The following is an 18,797-nucleotide window of genomic DNA, read 5'->3' as shown; positions in this document are numbered from 1 at the left end:
CTGGGCGTGCGCTTTGCGCATACGCCAGAGCCGGCACGAGGGAAACCCTCCCGCAGCACTGGTCTCACCTCCCGCAGCGCTGGACTCACCGTAAGGCGTGGCCGTTCCTAGGGCGTGTGTAAGGCAAAAAGGTGTTTCATTCATAGCGTGTGGCGCGCCGTTATAGTGCGCCTGCTAATCACTGATGGCCATTTTTGCTATACAGGCGTGATACTAGCTATGACACCACCCTGTTTGTGAATCCGTTGATATTCTTCCGAAAGCTTCTCGAACGGTACCAAGTAAACCTGATTGCTGCGGCGGAACTTGGAAACTCGGTTAACCGCATTTGCTCGGTAGCCAGTGACTTCGATGCGGTAAACTTTGCCTTCTTCGCTTGCTCCCACACCAAGACGGACACGTGAGCTTACTGGCGGGTTGCGGAAGGTTGATCCTGGTGCAACCACAGGGGTTGGTATTCCACTAATGACTAGTGAGTTGAGTTTCGGAGACTTACCTGCCAAGTCTCCCTTGAGAGAGCTAGTGGAAGCACCCCGCACCAACTGAAAGGTATGGGTAAAGCCAATCATATGGCTTAATGCTTCGGTCTTGTAGCCTCTAATGTAAGGTACCAGGTTTTCACCAAAGGTGTTCTGATATTCGTCACTGTCAAGGTAGGAGTCGATTTCAGCTTCAAAATTACCTGCATCGAGGATGGCACTGTGAGCCTTCATTTCATCGTAACTATTAGGGGCGCGACCAAGTAAGTGCCGGAAGTTTAGCTCGATAAAACGATAGCGGGGGGTATCACCAAAGCGCGAGAAGTAGAGATCGGACTTTGCTACAGCCCGAACGAACTCACGAACACTGAGTTCACCACGTTTGAATTGTGATTCTGGCACTGTCAGCCGCTCACTTTCCATGACGTACGCATTACCCAGCACTTGCCTGTAAACGGCTTGAATCAGGATTTGTGCTTCTTCTTCAGAGCGACCTGGAACCCACTCAAGTGGAGGGGTTTCGTCAAATAAGCTAACTCCTAAACGTGATGCTGGTCCAAAAGGCATTAAGCAAATCTCCTGGTTAACAACATAAGCTGAGAGTAATTATCTCAAAAGATTAAGTAAATTATGAATTGCTCTTTCAAGCAAGAAATTTAGAGTTTAGAGTTTTTATTAACTCTGGGAGCTAGAAAAACTCTTAACCGTGTGAGTTTTTTAACTTTATACCAAGGTTTGACACCTTGCACACCCTCAATCTTCATATAACGTTGTAACCAAAAAGATTAAGAATTATTAAGTTTTATTGTATAGATTAGTTACATCAGTTTGACATCACTGAGACATCACCAAAATGCAGTAAATTACTGTTGCTGAAAGCCACTATAGGCAACGGTGGAGATCAAGGTTTCTTCAAACTGGGCTATTGTGGCATCCAAGACTTTAGTCGCCAAGCAGGCGATCGCGCTGACAAAGTCTTAACGTTTCTTAACTCATTTTTCAAGTTTTTTGTTCAACTCCAAAGCTCACCAGTAGCTGCTCTTGTAGGGGTTGGCCTCCGAATTCAATTCGGGGACCAACCCCTACACCCCTAGTTTTGTCAATTCACTCCGTTGCGCCTGCCTGTTGTAAAATTTGAACTGCACTGACGGGACGAAACGATCGCTTTGCTTCACTTAATGCCGTTGCCCCCCAACGGTTTTTGGGACGAAAGTCCGCGCCATGCTCAAGCAGGAGTTCCATCACCTCCAAATCTCCCCGTGCTGATGCCATCATTAACGGAGTCCAGTCGCCAATGTTGTGCGTATTCACCGAGGCTCCCCGTGAAATCAGTGCCTTGACAGTATAAAACTGTCCATTGTCAACTGCCAAGTACAGCGCCGTATCGCCAATCCTGTTGGTTGCATGTACATCTGCCCCCAAGTCAATCAGACGCAGGATGAGATCTGTTAGACCAAAGCGAGCAATAGACATCAGCACAGTCTCACTGTAGTGGTTTCTCGGATGGATATCAGCTCCATAATCCAGCAGCGCGTTAACGCTTTCTGAATACCCACCCTCTGCGGCGTACATCAGGGCAGTATAGTTAGCATTATTTTTTACATTTACATCTGCACCATGAGTCAGTAGGATTTTTACCACATCCGCATAACCCTCTCCCGCTGCCCACATGAGTAAAGTATTGCTTTCTCCAACTGAGGTGACTCCCCCGGTTGTATTGACATTTGCATTTTGAGCTAACAGATCTGCCACTGTCGTAGCATCTCCTCGAACAACTGCTCGGATCAATTCATTGTTCAGTGAAGACATAGTTTTCTACCCCCTACACTGACTATAGAACAAACCACAAAGCACAGGTTCTTTGTATATCTCAAGGGGACGCTTTCGGAGGAGTGCGGGAGCTTGCGACGCATAGGACACAAACTTGAGACTTGAGAGAGTTGTTGCGTGAGTTAAGCAGTCTTGAGTTCAACTTTAAATACACTATCAACAGGCTTTTGGGCTATAGTCGCTTCCCAGGCGATCGCCTGCAAAAACTCTTCTGTTGATGGTGTTTCTACAACATCCACTCCCCATTGTCCGGGTTGCAGGGAGCCAGGCGAAGTACTCGTTGGTGGAGTCGTTTTCATTCCTCCCAGTACCAAAATTTGTGGGATTGCTTGTTCGGCAGACTGTTGCGACTGACGCTTTTGGGCTAGTATCTGGGCGCAGTGTTTGCCAACCTGCTGCGGTGAAAGTTCATCGATGGGAAACAGAATTTCTACGATCCAGTGAGGATTGTCCACTGGCTGACATTTGATATTTTTGTGATCACCGAATCCTTCAATAAAGATGGTGGCAAACTGTTCTCGATCAAGTTCGGGAACACTGTTGTCTGACACATTAAAGTTATGAGAAAGCAGCATTCGTTGCTGGGGTAAGTCGTTCATCTTATCAAAGATTGTAGTTATCGAGACTGATATTTCAATTTATAATTTTTCGGCTATCCTTCATTAACTCTTTCACTTCATTCATCAGGTAAGTTCATACAATAATGTTTTTTCATCAGCTATTGCGATTCATAAATCGATACTGAATGAAATATTCACTTAACATAAGAAAAAATATTGACACTATTCGCAATTATTTACGTATTTACAAGCTTTTACCAATGTAGTATAATTTTTCATAATATTGGCGACGTTTATCAAAAAATAAAAATACCCAATCTTTCTTCAAAAAAGACTCTACAGCAGAAAATTGAGCAATTTCATTGTAGTGTAACCGCAGTTTTGACTCCTATTGTTATGATTTCCAGACATAAAATTATTAATTTTTTTGAACTCTATTTATAAAGAATTTTTACAAAAGTCTCTTTTATTGTTGACTTTTGACAAGTTTTGGTAAATGGAAAATCCAACTCTCCTTTTAAGGGTTAGCGAAAGTACCCACACTACAAAGCGTTGAGTGTGGGGTTATTGCTTTGCGTCGATACTTGGTCACAAACACAAACTAGATAGCTATGTCTCCCACGGTTAGAATGCGCTTGCTGTTGGGCGGACAATCACTTCATTGACATCGACATCATCGGGCTGGGACACGGCATACAAGACGGCTCGGGCGATCGCATCCGGGGTCAGTGCGATTTTGCGGAATTCTTTCAAAGCACCTTTTGCTGACTCCTCTGTAATATCAGAGCCAAGTTCAGTTTCAACCACACCGGGGGATATTGTTGTCACGCGGATATTTTTCGATTCCTGACGCAGTCCTTCGGATATTGCCCAAACGGCATATTTTGTCGCGCAATAGACCGCACCGGTGGGTACCACCACATGCGCGCCGATGGACGCGGTATTGATAAACTGCCCGCCGCCTTGCGCTTCCATAATGGGCAGACCTGCAGCAATGCCGTTGAGCACGCCGTGGATGTTCACGTTAATCATGTTATCCCACTCCTCTACTTTCAGAGCGTTGATCGGGGACAGGGGCATAACGCCTGCGTTGTTATAGATGACATCGACGCGGCCAAACTTGTCCTTGGCAAAGTGAATGAACGCTTTCATATCCTCGCGATTGGCGACATCCACGGCTTTGAATTCTGCTGTTCCACCTGATGCGCGAATTTCCTCAACAATCTTTTCTAGTTTTTCAGTGCGCCGTGCGCCTAGAACAACTTTTGCGTCGTTTTTGGCTAGCAGCTTAGCAGTAGCTTCCCCGATTCCGCTACTAGCTCCGGTGATGACAATGACTTTGTTTTCAACGTTTAACATATTGACTTTCCTCATTTTTACTAATTTGACCTAGTTCTACCGTCCACCTTCAGCGTTTAGCAGTTGCAGCGATCAAGTTCAAATCTGCGAGCATTTGAGGTGGAAGTTGTAAATCTGCGGCTTTGAGGTTCTCGCGCAGATGGTCAACAGATGACGTTCCGGGAATCAGCAAGATGTTGGGGGAGCGCTGGAGGAGCCATGCCAGCGCAACCTGCATCGGTGTCGCCTCAACAGCGGATGCAGCAGCTGTGAGCTTGGACGACTGTAGCTGCGTGAACCCACCCAGCGGGAAGAACGGTACGAAGGCGATGCCCCGCTTTGCAAGTTCGTCGATAAAGGGGTCATCATCACGGTGCGCCAAGTTGTACTGATTCTGGACGCAAACGATATCGGCGATCGCTTGAGCCTCTGCAAACTGCCGAGGGGTAATGTTGCTGAGTCCGAGATGCCGGATGAGACCTTGACGCTTCAGGTCAGCGAGCACGGTGAGCGGTTCCTCAATGGATGCTTCAATCGGTCCGTGAACGCCACCGACTCGGAGGTTGACAACATCCAACACCTCAAGACCGAGGTTACGAAGATTGTCGTGAACGGCGGCGATGAGTTCCTTCGGTGAGAGGGCGACTGGCCACGACTTATCCTCTGCCCGACGAGCTCCGACCTTTGTGACAATCACCAGCTCCTCGGGATACGGGTGAAGCGCCTGCCGAATGAGCTGATTGGTGATGTGCGGCCCATAAAAGTCGCTGGTGTCGATGTGATTGATGCCGCTTGCAACTGCCTCGCGGAGAACGGCGACGGCGGCGTCAACATCGCGTGGCGGTCCCCATACTCCTGGACCGGCGAGTTGCATGGCACCGTATCCTAGACGCTTCAGAGTGATCGAAGTATTTGGCAGCGTGAAACTACCGCCAAGATTTGTTTGCTCAGACATATTGCTGTTGCCTCCGGGGTTTTTTAGTTGTTTAAATAAAGCGATGCTGTAGCATTATTGATGTGAGCGTTTCGAGATTATCGCTTCGTTAAACCGAAAAACTATAAACTTGCCTCAATCCTTCGGTCAAACCAAAGCCTTTGGGATTACTTACGCTCAATCCGGTCAGCGAGTCCGGCATAAACGAAATTCTTGACCATTTCACTCTCGTAGAAATCGTGCGGAAAACCGAGTTCGATGCGGCTCGCTTCGTCAAGGCGTGTGAGATGTTCTGTACCGAGTTCGATTTCTAAACTAGCCAAATTATCTTCGAGTTGGGCGATTTTCCGTGTTCCGATAATCGGAATAATCTGATTTTCCTGGTAGCGCAACCACGCCAGCGCAATCTGCGCCGCCGATTTTCCAGTTTCTTCAGCGACAGCTTTAATCTCGCGGGCAATGCGGTTGCCGCGTTCCGGATCATCCATATATCCCTGCATCATTTCGCTGCTGAAACGGGAATCTTTATTCTCCTCTGATTGATTGAGATATTTGCCGGTCAGCACGCCGCCCGCCAGCGGCGACCACGCCGTGACTGTCAAACCCAATTCTTTTGCCATCGGCAGCAGCTCGCGCTCCGGCGTACGTTCGAGCAGCGAGTATTCGATTTGCAGCCCGATAAATTGCGTCCAGCCGCGCAGCTCCGCTAGAGTGTTCGCCCGCGCCGTCCACCACGCGGGCGCGTCCGAAACGCCGATATATAAAACTTTGCCCGCCCGGACGAGCGTTTCAAAAGAGTGCATCACTTCTTCAATCGGCGTGAGCTTATCCCAGATGTGCATCCACAGAAGATCAATATAATCGGTGTTCAGGCGTTTGAGACTGGCTTCGACCGACTGCACCATATTTTTGCGCTGGTTGCCGCCCGCGTTTGGGTCAACGCCGAAATTCAACGCCTGCGTGTATTTGGTTGCCAAAACAATGCGCTCGCGCTCTTTTTGGATAAATTCGCCGAGCATTTTTTCGCTCGAACCGTTCGTGTAACCGTTCGCCGTGTCAATAAAATTTCCGCCCGCCTCTAAAAATGCGTCGAAAATCCGGCGGCTCTCATCTTTTCCCGCGCCCCAGCCCCAGTCCTCGCCGAAGGTCATCGTGCCAAGACAAATTTCCGACACCCGCAATCCGCTTTTTCCGAGTAATTTGTATTTCATAGATTTTTTTGCCTCGCTTTTTATTCTTAGGACTTACACAAAAAGTCTCTCAAACTCTTATTCCTCTGTGTTCTGAAGCGTCCACCGCAAACGAGTGAGGAACATCCACACCGCAAATTCGCTCTCTACGGTTTATTTTTTGCGCTTTTTCATTCTTATTAGAGGTAGAAAGCTTTAATGATTGAGCGCTTTCATTTGCTGTTGGGCATAGCGAGATCCGGCGGCGATGCCTTTGGGCGCAACCGCTTCAATTCGGCTCAACTCTTCATCAGTCAGCGTAATATCAGTTGCGGCAATGTTTTCTTCCAGGTAGTTCCGCCGCTTCGTACCCGGAATCGGCACAATATCATCGCCCTGAGCCAGTAGCCATGCCAGGGCAAGTTGACTGGGGGTCACCCCTTTTTCGGAAGCGATCGCTTTCACCTGTTCTACCAGTTGCAGATTCTTGTAGAAATTCTCGCCCTGAAATCTGGGTGAATTTTTGCGATAATCATCTTCAGCAAAATCTTCTGGGCTGGTGAACTGCCCTGAGAGAAATCCACGACCGAGCGGGCTGTAAGCCACGTAGCCAATGCCTAACTCGCGCACAGTCGGCAGAATCTCATCTTCTGGATCACGGCTCCACAGGGAGTATTCCGTTTGCAGGGCAGTAATCGGGTGAACTGTATGTGCCCGTCGAATCGTGGCGGGAGCTGCTTCGGACATCCCAAGATAGCGGACTTTGCCCTGCTGCACCAGTTCTGCCATTGCCCCGATGGTCTCTTCAATCGGCACCGTTGGATCAACTCGATGCTGATAGTAAAGGTCAATTACATCCACTCCCAAGCGTTGCAATGAAGCATCACACGCTTGATGCACATATTCCGGTTTGCCGCTCACGCCCAAAAACTGACCATCGGTATTACGGACGTTACCAAATTTTGTGGCTAACACAACCTGATCTCGACGATCGCCGATTACTTTGCCCACCAATTGTTCATTTGTGAAGGGATCGTACATATCAGCCGTATCCAGCAGCGTGACACCGAGTTCTAAAGCGCGGTGAATTGTGGCGATCGATTCTTGCTCATCACGCCCTGCATAGAATTCAGACATGCCCATGCAGCCTAGCCCTAGTTCTGAAACTATCAGTTCTTTGCCGAGTTGACGTGTTTTCACTAAAGTTCTCCTGATTTAACTTGCGATTTTCAGTCTTATCTTGCGGCATAGGTTCTTTGTAGGCTCAATAAGCTAGGGACATTAATCGCCGTCAGCAGCGATCGCCACATCTTCCCATTCCGCCCAGACCTGCAACCGCCGCTCATAGAGTTGCGGCACCATTTGGGTGGCAAATTCTCCAAGCAGCAGTCGCAACGGCGGGTTCTCGGCATCGACGAGCTTGAGGATTGCCAAGCTTGATGCGATCGGATCACCGCTTTTCACACCCGCAGTTCGCTTTGCCCGCGCATCACGCAAACTGTCATAAACTGGAATTGGTGCAGCGTGGACTGCCGAACTACCCGACCAATCCGTGCTAAACCCACCCGGCTCGATCAAGGTGACTTTGATGCCCAAGGGCGCAACTTCCTGACTGAGCGCTTCACTCATGCCTTCGAGTCCCCACTTGCTGGCGTGGTAGAGTCCGAGCAGCGGGAATGCACCAATCCCGCCAATGCTGGAAACCATCAGGATGTGCCCACTGCCTTGCGCACGCAAGTAGGGCAACGCCGCTTGAGTGAGCCACAGCGCCCCGAACAAATTGGTTTCGATCTGCGCACGTGCTTCGGCTTCGCTGACTTCTTCGATCGCTCCGAACAAGCCGTAGCCTGCATTATTCACAATCACGTCAAGCTGTCCAAAGTGCTCGTGCGCTGCCTTCACGGCTGCGAAGTCTGCCGCTCGATCAGTGACATCCAGACAAAGGGGCAAGATCCGATCACCAAAACGCTCCACCAGGTCGTTGAGGCTGTCAAGATTGCGCGCCGTCGCGGCTACTTGATCGCCACGTTCCAGCGCCGCCTGAGTCCATACACGACCAAACCCGCGTGAGCCACCCGTAATAAACCATGTTTTCATATGTCCTCGTTGGTAAGAAAAAACGCCACATTGTTTGGCATGGCTTTCATAATAGCCTTAAAAAAATTGGCTCTAAATACACAAACCTTGCAGATGATTGCCCAATCCTCTCAAGCAAGGCATTGGCAACGAAGAAATATTTCCTATAATGGGCACATGGTTAAATCAGTCAAAAATTCAACATGACGATTGACACACTGAGCCACCAGGCAGCCATCACCAAATGTGAAGAACTGGCGGCATTGGTTGCGAGGCACACTGATGGCAAGGGAAACGGTTTCCATACAACTGCGATCGATCCCTTAGCGTTCGCGCGAGAATGTAATACTTCCAAAGCAATTCACAGTGTCAGCGAACCGCTCCTCGCCATTGTGGTGCAGGGCAAAAAAGAAGTGTTCCTAAATGAGGAAACCTATTGGTACGGTGTCGCTCAGTATCTAGTTGTTTCGGTTGATTTGCCACTGGGTGGATGTGCGATAAAGGCGACACCCGATCAGCCTTATCTGGGATTTAAACTGAAGCTAGATCCAGCCCAACTCTGTGACATCATTGCTCAAACGAACCCAGACATCGGTAAGAAAGAATCGGTCAGAGGCTGGTTCATTAGCGATGCCGATCCACTGTTGATTGATTGCGCCCTCCGGCTGACAAAGCTTTTAGATACACCGCAGGATATCCCGTTTCTAGCACCGATGATCATCCGCGAAATCTATTACCGTTTACTCATGGGTGAACAAAGTGAAGCGGTTCGTCAGATTGCTACCTCTGGCAGCAACATGCAGCGGATAGCTGAAGTGATCAAACGGCTTAAAGCAGATTTTACAAAACCGTTGCGGGTTGAGAATCTAGCAGAGCAAGCGAATATGTCTCCTGCATCGTTCCACCGCCACTTCAAGGCAGTCACCTCGATGAGTCCCCTGCAATATCAAAAACAATTGAGACTATTGACAGCACGTCAGATTATGCTTGCCGAGAATCTCGATGCGACACAGGCTGCTTATCAGGTTGGATATGAGAGCACTTCGCAGTTCAGCCGCGAATATGCTCGCATGTTTGGTGCGCCGCCCATCAGGGATATTGAACGGTTACGGGTAGCCTGAGGTAGACTTCTCGCTCACATTATCTCGCTTCGCGAGTGGGTGTAGGGGTGTAGGGGTGTAGGGGTGTAGGGGTGTAGGGGAAAGAAAGAAGGGGTGTAGGGGTGTAGGGGAGCCACTGCCGTGCGCGGTGAGACCAGTGCTGTAGGAGGGTTTCCCGACCTAGGCATCTGGCGTTAGCGCAGCGAGACCGGAGGTCTTCCCCGAAGGGGTTCCCCGCGTTGAGGCATGTGGCGTGAGCCAGTACTGTAGGAGGGTTTCCCGACCTAGGTATCTGGCGTGAAAAGAAGAAGGGGTTAGGCGGTACACCGATCCAATTAATCCTTACCCTTACACCCTTATACCCTTACACCCCTTCTTTATTACTGCAGCTTCGGTGTAAGCAGAATCAACTGACGTTTTTGGAGCGATCGCACTCCTTCCAAATCTATCCCCGTGTTCTGTATTAATGTCTCAACGGTTTCCTGTCCCTGAGCATGATCGCACGCCTCTAAAAAAGCATACTCTGCTTCACTGAGTCTGGCGACTTGATAGTTATAGTCTAGGATGACTTGACTTGGCCACCCTTCCATGCATGGACTGCGTTCGGGAATGGAATTGAGAACAGTCGCGTCATCTGACCAATCCATGCGGGATATTGGAGGACGACCGAGGAAGAATTCGTAGTGGCTGATTTCTGGATCAAGAAGTTCAGTGAGACGGTAGCGTTGACGTTCGCTCAAATGTGCTGCCCGTTCCATCAAATCTGGTTGTTGACCAATCAAGCGTTCCAATTGCCAGTACAAAGGATTTGAGAAGCCGATGAACTCTAACCCAGAGGCATCAATCAACTCAAACAAAGTATCGATGCGATAGTCTATTTCCTGGGGATGGACGTACATATCGGCAAAGTAACCATCGCGGTGATTTTCCAGCGACCAACGTTCCTTTTCCCGCTTCAGCAGTCGGTTATTTTCCGGCAGGTTGGCAAAGATTTCCCGACCGACTTTCACCCCATCCTCATAGTCTCCACGGCGATCGCCTTGGAGGAGTGCGATCGCTTTTTGCATTAGGCTAATTTCCCAGCGTCCTAATTCGGCATACACAAAAATATGCATCAACCCCCCTGGAGCCAGCTTACCCGCCAGACTTTGTATGCCCTTGATCGGGTCGGGGAGATGGTGTAAAACACCAACGCAATTGATATAGTCAAATTGACCTGAGACCTGTTCTACATCATACAGACTCAGGTTGTGAAACTCAACGCCATCAGCTTTGGAACGCTGACAACGTTCGCGAGCAACTGCGATCGCCCCTGCACTCAAATCAATCGCGACTACCTGAGCATGGGGATTTAGGTGTACGATATACTCTGTCCCTGCTCCCGTTCCGCATCCCGCATCGAGAATACGAACATTTTCTCGCTCAGGTTTGCGCCCCGTGCAGAAGTTATAAGCTGTGTTCCAGTTCCATCGCCAGTTATATCCTGGTGGGGGTTCATCTAGAAGCGGATCTGGAGGGAAGGGATAGGTGTTGTAAAGTTTGGCAACTGCCGAGCTGACTGCGTCAGAGGAATCCATTGTTCAGTTATCAGTTATCAGTTATTAGTTATCAGGTATCAGGTATCAGGTATCAGTTATCAGTTATCAGTTATCAGGGAGTCAATAAATCGCTCCCTCTATTCACTGTTTACTGTTCACTGTTCACGGCTTGAAAGATTTCAGTTGAGTGATCAGATGGTCAAAATAAGGAGCGAGTGCTGCTTGCTCCTCAGAGTCAATCCGCTTCAAACTCGCAATTTTAATATTTTCCAAGCCGACAACCATTGCATCTAAAGGAACTAGTAACTCTTTATACAGTAAATTCATGTAATCCAGTCCTGAAGGACTCGTGTTATCAGTGCTCTGACCGGCTATACCATACGTAATGCAACGCAGAAAGTGCCAAAAATCACGCCAACAAGCTTCAGCACGTGCTGGTGGGTAAAGACCACCTCCGGGTTGAGTAATGTCAGGGAAAGTTATCAGGACTTTTTCTCTGGCTTCGTCTACGATTTCAGTCACGCGATCGCGCAACAACCGTGCAACTGGAATGAATGCTGAGGTTTGGGGAGAGATGGTTTGGATCTGCTGTAAATCTTCATCGGTGAGATATCGCCCTTGATCATCGGCTGCTTGGAACAGGGGAATGATTGCTCTTGGGTGCGTCGTCTCCCAGCCGGAAAAACTGACAATTCTCGCTTTTTGAATAAGTTCTTTGACTGCTTCACTGAGTTCAGACTTCATGTTTTTTCTTGTGCGTTCTCGTACTAACGTATTCGGTGCTCACTCACGAAAGTCAAGCTACTCCACTTCCCTTGGTCATTATACGCACGGATCATGCGCTGGCGTAACCCTGGCTGAAATAACCAACCAACTTCAAGAAAAAAAGGGTGTCCCGGTTTTATCTGGGTTGGACAGGTGGAAGATGCGCCATCGGGTAGTAGCAAAACTTGGTAAGCTAGAGACTCGTGGTCAAAGTTCAGACGCGATTCATTACTATCAGCCGCAATTGCCATCGTACACTGAGTTTTCTCTCCCCCCCAGAAGAAATCTTGTACACATTCATTTTGGGAAGTGCGAGCAAGCTTGAGGGTGGTGGGAGTGGTGACAGGTGGACGCGAATCTAAATATAAAGTGACTGCAATTCCTTGCCACTCTCCGAGTAAATCCTCTAGAACCAAGGTTGGGCGTTCTGGTGCGTTGGTTGCAGCTCGTTGTTCTCGAACCAACGTTAACCTGTATAGCTGGCTATTGAAGGAATCAAACTGTTGAATCAGACGCATGCGGCGATCGCCCGTATACTGCCAACCCTGTTCTTCCACAACAGGGTTGGCAGTAGGGCGCGCTGAGGCATCGCCCGTTCTAGATTGCTGCTGTTCATCCACAACAGGCGAGGAATCGCCGCCAATAAAACTGAACTCAGCTCCAAACGGAATACCAGATCCAAAGTAAACTGCACCTTCACAAAAAGCTCCAGTTTCAAAATATCGTGAGCCGATACTCGGTGCACTGAAGTCTAGCACCAAATCTTGCTGCTGTAGCTCATCTGAACCGGGAGTAGGATGGTAGCGACGCAAAACCAGGTGAATGGCTTGATTGTCGTTCACTCCTTCCAGGGAAATGACGCTTTTGATGTCCTCCATGAGTTCTCCCTGGGGCGAGACGCGGGTGAATGATCCGTGCCACTCTCCCAGGTTTTGCAATACACAGTCCCATTGGGATTTCATATCACTTCCAGCCTGGATTTTTTATCGTCAATTAAATCTCCAACTCAAACAGTCTTTCATTTTAAAAAAGAAGTCAGAAGTCAGAATCAATTGGATAGGGATGCGCAACCCAAGCTGATGTCGCCGCCCCCATTGACGGTCAAGATGAGTCCAAGCGTCGCTACTATATTCATTCTGACTTTTGGCTCCTGACTCCTGAGTTCTTCTGTTAAATTTTGTTAGCGCAGCGGGATGCAGTCCATTTTGTTAGCGCAGCGGGACGCAGTCCATTTTGAATTAGTTATTCCCAGTCATCGTGTTCTGACTGTTTCTCTATCTGAGAAATCGCCAACTTGATCACTGGTTGAACCCCTGTTTCACTTTCTTGCCCTAACGCCGCTTGCAAGGGTTCTAACGCCGTGCGATCGCCAATCTTCATTAATGCCAGTGCTGCTGCTTTGCGACTTTCCCAATCAGGATGATGCAGTAACTCAAGCAGGTTAGCAACTGCTGGTCGATAGGTCAAGTTGCCCAAAACTGCTGCGGCTTCGCACCGTACATTTGTGTCTGAATCGCCCAGGGCGTTAACCAGAATCCCAAATGCTTCCTCTTGGGGGTTTTCTTGGAGAATTTTGGCGATCGCCCCAACCACAGCAGCGCGAACGTCAGGCGAGTCAGAGTTAATTTCCTTATAAATATACTCCTTTGCCTGTGCGCCGATAAATGCCAGCGCCCATGCGGCATGACCTTTGGTATTTTCAGAGGAATTTCGGGATGCTAAAATTTCTAACAAAGGTGGTACAGCTGCCTCACCTATCCTAGCCAGCGCACCTACTGATGAACCCTGGACAACTGTGTCTTCATCATTGAGGAAAGAGTGAACTAGAGTCGGAACTGCCTTCGGATCGGCGATGATTGTCAGAGTTTTGGCGCTGGCGCGACGCACAACCACATTTGGGTGATGTGCCAGTGCTTCCAGTAAGAATGGAGTTGCCAATTCACCAACTTGACCGAGTGTCTCTGCAACTCTCATCCTAACCAAGCCCCGTGAATCTCCTAAAGACTCAATTATCCGTTTGAGGAGTTCATGGTCATTGGGATTGAAGGTGTCCAGATCCATTTGCTCCTTAACCATTTCCAACAAAGCATCGGTTTGTTCCTGGGAGGGTGGTATTAAATTCTGGCCGGATTTCGTTTCACAATTGAGCAGATCACTCATTATCAATTACCTATCACCAATGACTGTGTGGGATGAGCTAGTGCAGCTTGGCAAAAATGACTACTAAAAATAAACTAAAAAGCTCACCATATTAGCTTTGTTTATCGCCTGTCTTCATCGCTACCCTTTTATACTAATGACTCGTCGTCAGAGCAGAAGCGCGATCGCGGAGTTCTTTGAGCACAGCATCAATTTTGGCAAGTTCCGGTTCAAGTTGAGCGAGTGCGGTTGCCTTCATCACCTTAGCCTTTTGCGCCGTTGCTAGCCTTTGACTAATCAACCTTTCGCGATATTCCTCAAATTCTGCAATCACCTCGTTCAGTTCTTCTGGGGAAGTTTGATCTGTTGGGGTATGTTCTGAAGTTTCAGTCATTTTGAGTTTTTCCTAAACTTGTATTTATATAAAGCCTACGCTCGATTTTCTCAGATCACGTCACCACCAAGCAAACCTTTTTGATTACAGTGATGATAAAGTTGTGCCATATGTTGCTATGAATATTCACGAAATCGAAACTGATTTAAATAATTCTGATTTTCAATATCGATTGAAAGCGATCGCCGCCCTGAAAGACTATACACCAGAGGTAGCCGTTCCCCTACTCACCAGTAAACTTCGTGATTCGGAATTTCTGGTGCGATCGTTTGTTGCTATGGGACTGGGGAAGCAGCAGACGGCTGAATCCTTCGCTGCCTTGTTGGAGTTGATGAAATTTGACAACACCCCCAACGTCCGGGCAGAGGCTGCGAGTTCTCTTTCTCTGTTTGGCAAAGTTGCTGCGTCTCATCTAGTTTTCACCTTTTTTCGGGATGATCACTGGTTAGTGCGGCGTAGTATTCTGGCAGTGCTGGTTGATTTGGAGTGTCCTAACGAATTGTTTGAAATCTGCATCGAAGCTTTAGCGGGAGAAGATTCTAGCGTACAGGCAGATGCCATCGATGCGCTTAGTACATTTGCTCTAACAAGTCTTGAGGAACCTGCTCTATCTCAGTTGTTGGCGCTGGTTGGTTCAGAGTCTAAACAAATTCGCATACATGTTGTTCAGGCGCTGAAGCGCTTCGATCATCCACAGGCAAAAGAAGCCCTGAGGCTACTCCGCCAAGACCCAGATCATCAAGTCGTCGCCGCTGCATTAGAAAACTTGCTTCAGCAGTGATGTGTTTTGATGCAAAAAGAATTGCTCTCCTTGGCATACAGCATTCCAAGGAGAGTACTATATCATATAAATGCATAATTTATCGAAATTTGCAAAATAAATTGATGCAGTCCTAACAGTCCATCAAAAAGACTTCTACCTACTTATTTTAAAAAGGGAACAGGGAACGGGCAACAGGCAACAGGGGAATCCCCATAATTAAAATTAGGGGATTTAAACAAGGACGTCTTGTTGAATCGTGCTACGCATTTGTCAACAATTTTTTGAATTCTTCCATTAATAAATTAAGGGGCTTGAATCCAATATCCGTGGCTAATTTTTTGCTGTTGCCTGTTCCCTATTCCCTGTTCCCGCCCCGGAGGAGCTGGTCAAACCCAAGAATCTATTTTGTATCATTTTATTACGAAAAAAGTATAAATGTTGACAGATTTTATTCACCTGTCTGTCAAAATCCATAAAGACAAAAACACTAAAATGCAGTTGTTTCGCTCATATTTAAGAGGTTATTTATGTCTGACACTCTCCCAGGTCAAATGACGTGGAAACCCCCAGGTACCACAGATTGTGTGTTGCACCTGCGACACAATTCTTCAGAACCTTGGCGGTATTATAAGGAATTCCCAGAGTATGTTCTGCCTGATCCACCCGACTTTTCAGAAGGGTATGCCACATTTGTTGCACTCTTGAAAAAGAAGTGGGAAACAGTTTGATATCCACAAATTCTCATGGCAGCGGTTTTCAGCATAATCTGCAATTAAGGTGATAGACACAAACTTTAATTTAAAACTCACCCCAAAGTGATTGTCATGAGCATCCGACTGGCGGCACTCGCTACCCGTTATGGATGAAAGAAACACCTCTTTCCCTTACACCCTTACACCCTTACACCCCTACACCCCTACACCCCTAGACTGGTGTGTTTCTTAAGAGGCATCACCCAGAGCGATCGCCAGCCGCACTCTAAAAATGGAACCTTCATTTAGCTTACTTCTGACAGAAACAGAGCCACTACAGCGAGATAGCAATAATTGCACAATTGATAAGCCTAAGCCAACACTACCAGAATCTTCTGTTGTGGTTGGACGTAAGCGATAGAAGCGCTCAAAGATTTTAGGAATCTCGCTATCGGCAATACCAATACCAGTATCGCGAAATTCCAATTGGACATAATCACCCTGAAGACGTCCTTGTACCCAAACCTGTCCACCTTTGGGGGTGAACTTAATGCTGTTGGAAAGCAAATTAATCACAATCTGCCTGAGTCCACCACTGACACACCAAACAGCTGGAAGTTCAGTTCCTACAGTGTAAGCTACCATGATGCCTTTTTCTCGGGCTAGGGGCTGATAAATACTTACCACTCCAGGCACAACTTCCGAAAGACGTACAACCTCCAAAGGCATCTGTGGTAAATCGCGCTCTAACTGCACCAGATCAAACACTCCAGTAATCAGAGCATTTTGGCGATCGCACTCTTGTTTAAGCATTTGAAAATAACGTTGTTTTGAAGCGATTTTCAAATGAGGAGAATTTAAAAGACTCAAAGCTGTTTTCATGTGTGTTAGAGGTGCACGTAGTTCCTGACACACATTGCTCAAATATTCATCTTTGAGTTGCAGATTCTCTTGGAGTTTTTGATTTTTCTGCTGCATTTTAGCAAGACGCTTTGTCGTTCTTTGACGATAAATTTCATCTTGTTGCTGAAGTTGTTTTGCCAACAGTTGACTGATAAGTGTTGGTTCTGGTGCTGAGGGACAAATAAAATCAGCAGGCATAAGTAAGGATGACTTTGGTGTTATGGCCTGTTTCATCACATCCAACACGAGTTGAATGATTTGTCCCTCAAAAATCGTCACAGCAAGTAACGGTGCAGTTTTTTTTGTGTTTGCTTTCGCCAAATTGTTTTTGCGTGTTCTAAATGGTCTATGAGCCAGAATCAGACAGCAATACTGTGACGACAACACCATCACAAAGTATTCCCGTTGTAACTCGTCGCTATTTGGCACGCTCTGAACCAGGAAAGATTGGGAAAATGAGGATGTAGGGGAAGCATTGCTATGCTCCTGTACAGAAGCTTTGCTAAGGCGCGGCGTTTGTGTCAACACAGGAGAGTTTCCTTGTTTAGTGTTAGTGGCGCGCACCTGTTGTGAAGATGGGGCAGCTTGCTCTTGCTCTACTCCTGTTTTGGTTTCTTGAATGTGCAAAGTATGAACAACACCAGACATCGTCAGTCGTTGGTGATAACGCTGAATTTCTGAGTGCCATATTTTTCCAGGTGGTAGCTTAACCCACAAAGTAGCTGCAATTTGTTGCTCAAGAAGTAAATCAATTTGTGACCTCAAAAGGGATAGTAGACTCGCTGGACTATGAGGCAATAGTTGGGGAAGCGCTTGCATCCCTGAAGCCAACTGCTGATAAACGGACACATTCTGAGCAAAAGAAAAGTTCATGGGTTAGCACAACAAGGAAAATAATGAACTAAAAAATACTGCACTAACTTCTCATCTTAATAAAGAATGTCGCAAAAAAACCTTGTCTTATGATGATTCACATAAAAAAGACACAGATAATTAAGTATTTAGTAGGTCAGTACAAATAAAGTTAACTCGTTAAGGCAGTCATTAGTCATTATTCATTGATAAGGATTTTAGGGGCTTTTACATTTCTTAATATAGTTATGTTTCTTTTTACCTATCCACTTAATGTCTATATATACAGTAATCCGGTTTAATTTGGTGAATTACAAAGTAGAGACGCTTAACGCTTAAGAAGCAAGAAAAGTATACCTAGCTTCGTAAAAATCAAATACGAGTCCTATATAACAGTCTTATTTTAGTTGTGAAATCAAGGCATCACATGAGGATGACGAGAAAGGAAAAAGAAAAAGAGGAACACATAAAAGTAGGGAAGGAAGAGTTAATGCTCAATAATTTTTTTCCCCTTGCTCCTACACTTCCAGAGTCTCTTATCCTTCTTGGTTTCTTTCACAAAATTATTTCCTTTCCTTTTTCCATCAAACGGACTTCCTTAATACTCCATTGAGAATTACTTAATAAAGTTTTGCGAAGACTGCCAAACAGAGCAAACTGCTCACAGTCTGAAAGAGAAGTGAATTGACGCCCGGAATTGGGGGGTATTCGTAAATCAACTGTTGCAACTCCACCTTTAACAGTGACACGATACCCAGACAGAATAAAATCACTGCTGTTATACTGTTCTATAATTTTACCGACTGCACCTGTCACAGGTGCTTGGGCTGAGACTGAAACTTTTTGTGGAATCAGTTCTTGACATTGAGTATCACTAGTGAACAAATTAACGTTGACAGTTTGTTTTATCACAGCACCAGAACTGGAGGAAGTCTGATTTTGGATAAGAGTTTCTTCAGTTGGTATTTGTTGTGCAGTCGGTGTAGATGTTTTGCTCTTTGTTGTACCTAGTGCTGGCGTTATACTTTCAAGATAACCAGAGGTGGAACCAAAACAACAACTGCTCAGGCTGACAATTATCCCTACAACCACAAACGAAACAACATGTTTTCTACTTAATTTTATAACTTGGTTCATCATGACTATTGCCCCTGGGTTTTGCTATTGACTACACCGATATGACAATGCAATCCGTAGAAGGTTTGAGGTTTATATAGGACTCCTATTTGATTTTTTAAAAAAACTCCGTACGCTTTTATTGCTTC

Annotated in this window: 18 protein-coding genes; 3 read left to right on the top strand and 15 right to left on the bottom strand. The window is 46.8% G+C overall.

The genetic code is table 11. The features are described 5' to 3' along the window. Positions 1–197 precede the first annotated feature (197 nt). The 8 genes from AC5JM2_RS31390 to AC5JM2_RS31355 all read right to left on the bottom strand — a co-directional run bounded on the left by AC5JM2_RS31390 (position 198) and on the right by AC5JM2_RS31355 (position 8,407). Complete coding sequence (locus tag AC5JM2_RS31390) at positions 198–1,046, bottom strand: phycobilisome rod-core linker polypeptide (RefSeq protein WP_495839363.1); 849 nt, start codon at positions 1,044–1,046, stop codon at positions 198–200. A gap of 537 nt (positions 1,047–1,583) precedes the next feature. Continuing rightward, complete coding sequence (locus AC5JM2_RS31385; protein ID WP_495839361.1) at positions 1,584–2,288, bottom strand: ankyrin repeat domain-containing protein; 705 nt, start codon at positions 2,286–2,288, stop codon at positions 1,584–1,586. Between the two features lie 143 nt (positions 2,289–2,431). Continuing rightward, entirely contained in the window at positions 2,432–2,908 is a 477-nt protein-coding gene (locus tag AC5JM2_RS31380; protein ID WP_495839359.1) for a DUF2656 domain-containing protein, read from the bottom strand. 585 nt (positions 2,909–3,493) lie between these two features. Continuing rightward, a complete protein-coding gene (locus AC5JM2_RS31375) occupies positions 3,494–4,228 on the bottom strand; it encodes an SDR family oxidoreductase (protein WP_495839358.1) in 735 nt (244 codons plus the stop codon). 49 nt (positions 4,229–4,277) lie between these two features. Beyond that, complete coding sequence (locus AC5JM2_RS31370; RefSeq protein WP_495839356.1) at positions 4,278–5,162, bottom strand: aldo/keto reductase family oxidoreductase; 885 nt, start codon at positions 5,160–5,162, stop codon at positions 4,278–4,280. Positions 5,163–5,308: 146 nt separating this feature from the next. Continuing rightward, the gene (locus AC5JM2_RS31365) at positions 5,309–6,352 is read right to left on the bottom strand and encodes an aldo/keto reductase (protein WP_495839354.1); all 1,044 of its coding nucleotides are present in this window, start codon (positions 6,350–6,352) and stop codon (positions 5,309–5,311) included. Between the two features lie 174 nt (positions 6,353–6,526). Further along, entirely contained in the window at positions 6,527–7,510 is a 984-nt protein-coding gene (locus AC5JM2_RS31360) for an aldo/keto reductase (protein WP_495839352.1), read from the bottom strand. Positions 7,511–7,591: 81 nt separating this feature from the next. Further along, positions 7,592–8,407 carry an SDR family oxidoreductase gene (locus AC5JM2_RS31355; protein WP_495839350.1) on the bottom strand — a complete coding sequence of 272 codons (816 nt, stop codon included), beginning with the start codon at positions 8,405–8,407 and terminating at the stop codon, positions 7,592–7,594. A gap of 242 nt (positions 8,408–8,649) precedes the next feature. Here AC5JM2_RS31355 and AC5JM2_RS31350 point away from each other — a divergent pair, with 242 nt between their 5' ends. Then, entirely contained in the window at positions 8,650–9,507 is an 858-nt protein-coding gene (locus tag AC5JM2_RS31350; protein ID WP_495839349.1) for an AraC family transcriptional regulator, read from the top strand. A gap of 359 nt (positions 9,508–9,866) precedes the next feature. Here the strand turns inward: AC5JM2_RS31350 and AC5JM2_RS31345 are convergent, their stop codons facing one another. The 5 genes from AC5JM2_RS31345 to AC5JM2_RS31325 all read right to left on the bottom strand — a co-directional run bounded on the left by AC5JM2_RS31345 (position 9,867) and on the right by AC5JM2_RS31325 (position 14,322). Beyond that, a complete protein-coding gene (locus AC5JM2_RS31345; protein ID WP_495839347.1) occupies positions 9,867–11,063 on the bottom strand; it encodes a class I SAM-dependent methyltransferase in 1,197 nt (398 codons plus the stop codon). Between the two features lie 123 nt (positions 11,064–11,186). Beyond that, the gene (locus AC5JM2_RS31340) at positions 11,187–11,768 is read right to left on the bottom strand and encodes a phycobilisome protein (RefSeq protein ID WP_495839345.1); all 582 of its coding nucleotides are present in this window, start codon (positions 11,766–11,768) and stop codon (positions 11,187–11,189) included. Positions 11,769–11,791: 23 nt separating this feature from the next. Further along, positions 11,792–12,751, bottom strand: a complete 960-nt coding sequence (locus AC5JM2_RS31335) for a DUF3598 family protein (RefSeq protein ID WP_495839343.1) — start codon at positions 12,749–12,751, stop codon at positions 11,792–11,794. A 280-nt stretch (positions 12,752–13,031) separates the two neighbouring features. After that, positions 13,032–13,949, bottom strand: a complete 918-nt coding sequence (locus AC5JM2_RS31330; RefSeq protein WP_495839341.1) for a HEAT repeat domain-containing protein — start codon at positions 13,947–13,949, stop codon at positions 13,032–13,034. Positions 13,950–14,082: 133 nt separating this feature from the next. After that, a complete protein-coding gene (locus AC5JM2_RS31325; RefSeq protein WP_495839339.1) occupies positions 14,083–14,322 on the bottom strand; it encodes a DUF8630 family protein in 240 nt (79 codons plus the stop codon). 118 nt (positions 14,323–14,440) lie between these two features. Between AC5JM2_RS31325 and AC5JM2_RS31320 the strand changes: the two genes are divergently transcribed. Both AC5JM2_RS31320 and AC5JM2_RS31315 read left to right on the top strand, forming a co-directional pair. Then, positions 14,441–15,103 (top strand): HEAT repeat domain-containing protein, encoded by a 663-nt coding sequence (locus tag AC5JM2_RS31320; RefSeq protein WP_495839338.1) that lies wholly within the window; start codon positions 14,441–14,443, stop codon positions 15,101–15,103. Positions 15,104–15,612: 509 nt separating this feature from the next. Continuing rightward, complete coding sequence (locus tag AC5JM2_RS31315) at positions 15,613–15,813, top strand: hypothetical protein (protein ID WP_495839336.1); 201 nt, start codon at positions 15,613–15,615, stop codon at positions 15,811–15,813. A 213-nt stretch (positions 15,814–16,026) separates the two neighbouring features. Here AC5JM2_RS31315 and AC5JM2_RS31310 read toward each other — a convergent pair whose 3' ends face one another. Then, complete coding sequence (locus AC5JM2_RS31310) at positions 16,027–17,553, bottom strand: DICT sensory domain-containing protein (protein WP_495839334.1); 1,527 nt, start codon at positions 17,551–17,553, stop codon at positions 16,027–16,029. 534 nt (positions 17,554–18,087) lie between these two features. Continuing rightward, positions 18,088–18,669 (bottom strand): sporulation/spore germination protein, encoded by a 582-nt coding sequence (locus AC5JM2_RS31305; RefSeq protein WP_495839471.1) that lies wholly within the window; start codon positions 18,667–18,669, stop codon positions 18,088–18,090. Between the last annotated feature and the right edge of the window lie 128 nt (positions 18,670–18,797).

The organism is Brasilonema angustatum (assembly GCF_059505445.1).
This window is presented reverse-complemented; position numbering and strand designations above follow the sequence as displayed.

What these genes read in the sequence shown, in the direction of transcription:
- AC5JM2_RS31390 (WP_495839363.1), bottom strand. Translation starts at nt 1,046, where the DNA reads ATGCCTTTTGGACCAGCATCACGTTTAGGAGTTAGCTTATTTGACGAA.
- AC5JM2_RS31385 (WP_495839361.1), bottom strand. Translation starts at nt 2,288, where the DNA reads ATGTCTTCACTGAACAATGAATTGATCCGAGCAGTTGTTCGAGGAGAT.
- AC5JM2_RS31380 (WP_495839359.1), bottom strand. Translation starts at nt 2,908, where the DNA reads ATGAACGACTTACCCCAGCAACGAATGCTGCTTTCTCATAACTTTAAT.
- AC5JM2_RS31375 (WP_495839358.1), bottom strand. Translation starts at nt 4,228, where the DNA reads ATGTTAAACGTTGAAAACAAAGTCATTGTCATCACCGGAGCTAGTAGC.
- AC5JM2_RS31370 (WP_495839356.1), bottom strand. Translation starts at nt 5,162, where the DNA reads ATGTCTGAGCAAACAAATCTTGGCGGTAGTTTCACGCTGCCAAATACT.
- AC5JM2_RS31365 (WP_495839354.1), bottom strand. Translation starts at nt 6,352, where the DNA reads ATGAAATACAAATTACTCGGAAAAAGCGGATTGCGGGTGTCGGAAATT.
- AC5JM2_RS31355 (WP_495839350.1), bottom strand. Translation starts at nt 8,407, where the DNA reads ATGAAAACATGGTTTATTACGGGTGGCTCACGCGGGTTTGGTCGTGTA.
- AC5JM2_RS31345 (WP_495839347.1), bottom strand. Translation starts at nt 11,063, where the DNA reads ATGGATTCCTCTGACGCAGTCAGCTCGGCAGTTGCCAAACTTTACAAC.
- AC5JM2_RS31340 (WP_495839345.1), bottom strand. Translation starts at nt 11,768, where the DNA reads ATGAAGTCTGAACTCAGTGAAGCAGTCAAAGAACTTATTCAAAAAGCG.
- AC5JM2_RS31335 (WP_495839343.1), bottom strand. Translation starts at nt 12,751, where the DNA reads ATGAAATCCCAATGGGACTGTGTATTGCAAAACCTGGGAGAGTGGCAC.
- AC5JM2_RS31330 (WP_495839341.1), bottom strand. Translation starts at nt 13,949, where the DNA reads ATGAGTGATCTGCTCAATTGTGAAACGAAATCCGGCCAGAATTTAATA.
- AC5JM2_RS31325 (WP_495839339.1), bottom strand. Translation starts at nt 14,322, where the DNA reads ATGACTGAAACTTCAGAACATACCCCAACAGATCAAACTTCCCCAGAA.
- AC5JM2_RS31320 (WP_495839338.1), top strand. Translation starts at nt 14,441, where the DNA reads ATGAATATTCACGAAATCGAAACTGATTTAAATAATTCTGATTTTCAA.
- AC5JM2_RS31315 (WP_495839336.1), top strand. Translation starts at nt 15,613, where the DNA reads ATGTCTGACACTCTCCCAGGTCAAATGACGTGGAAACCCCCAGGTACC.
- AC5JM2_RS31310 (WP_495839334.1), bottom strand. Translation starts at nt 17,553, where the DNA reads ATGAACTTTTCTTTTGCTCAGAATGTGTCCGTTTATCAGCAGTTGGCT.
- AC5JM2_RS31305 (WP_495839471.1), bottom strand. Translation starts at nt 18,669, where the DNA reads ATGAACCAAGTTATAAAATTAAGTAGAAAACATGTTGTTTCGTTTGTG.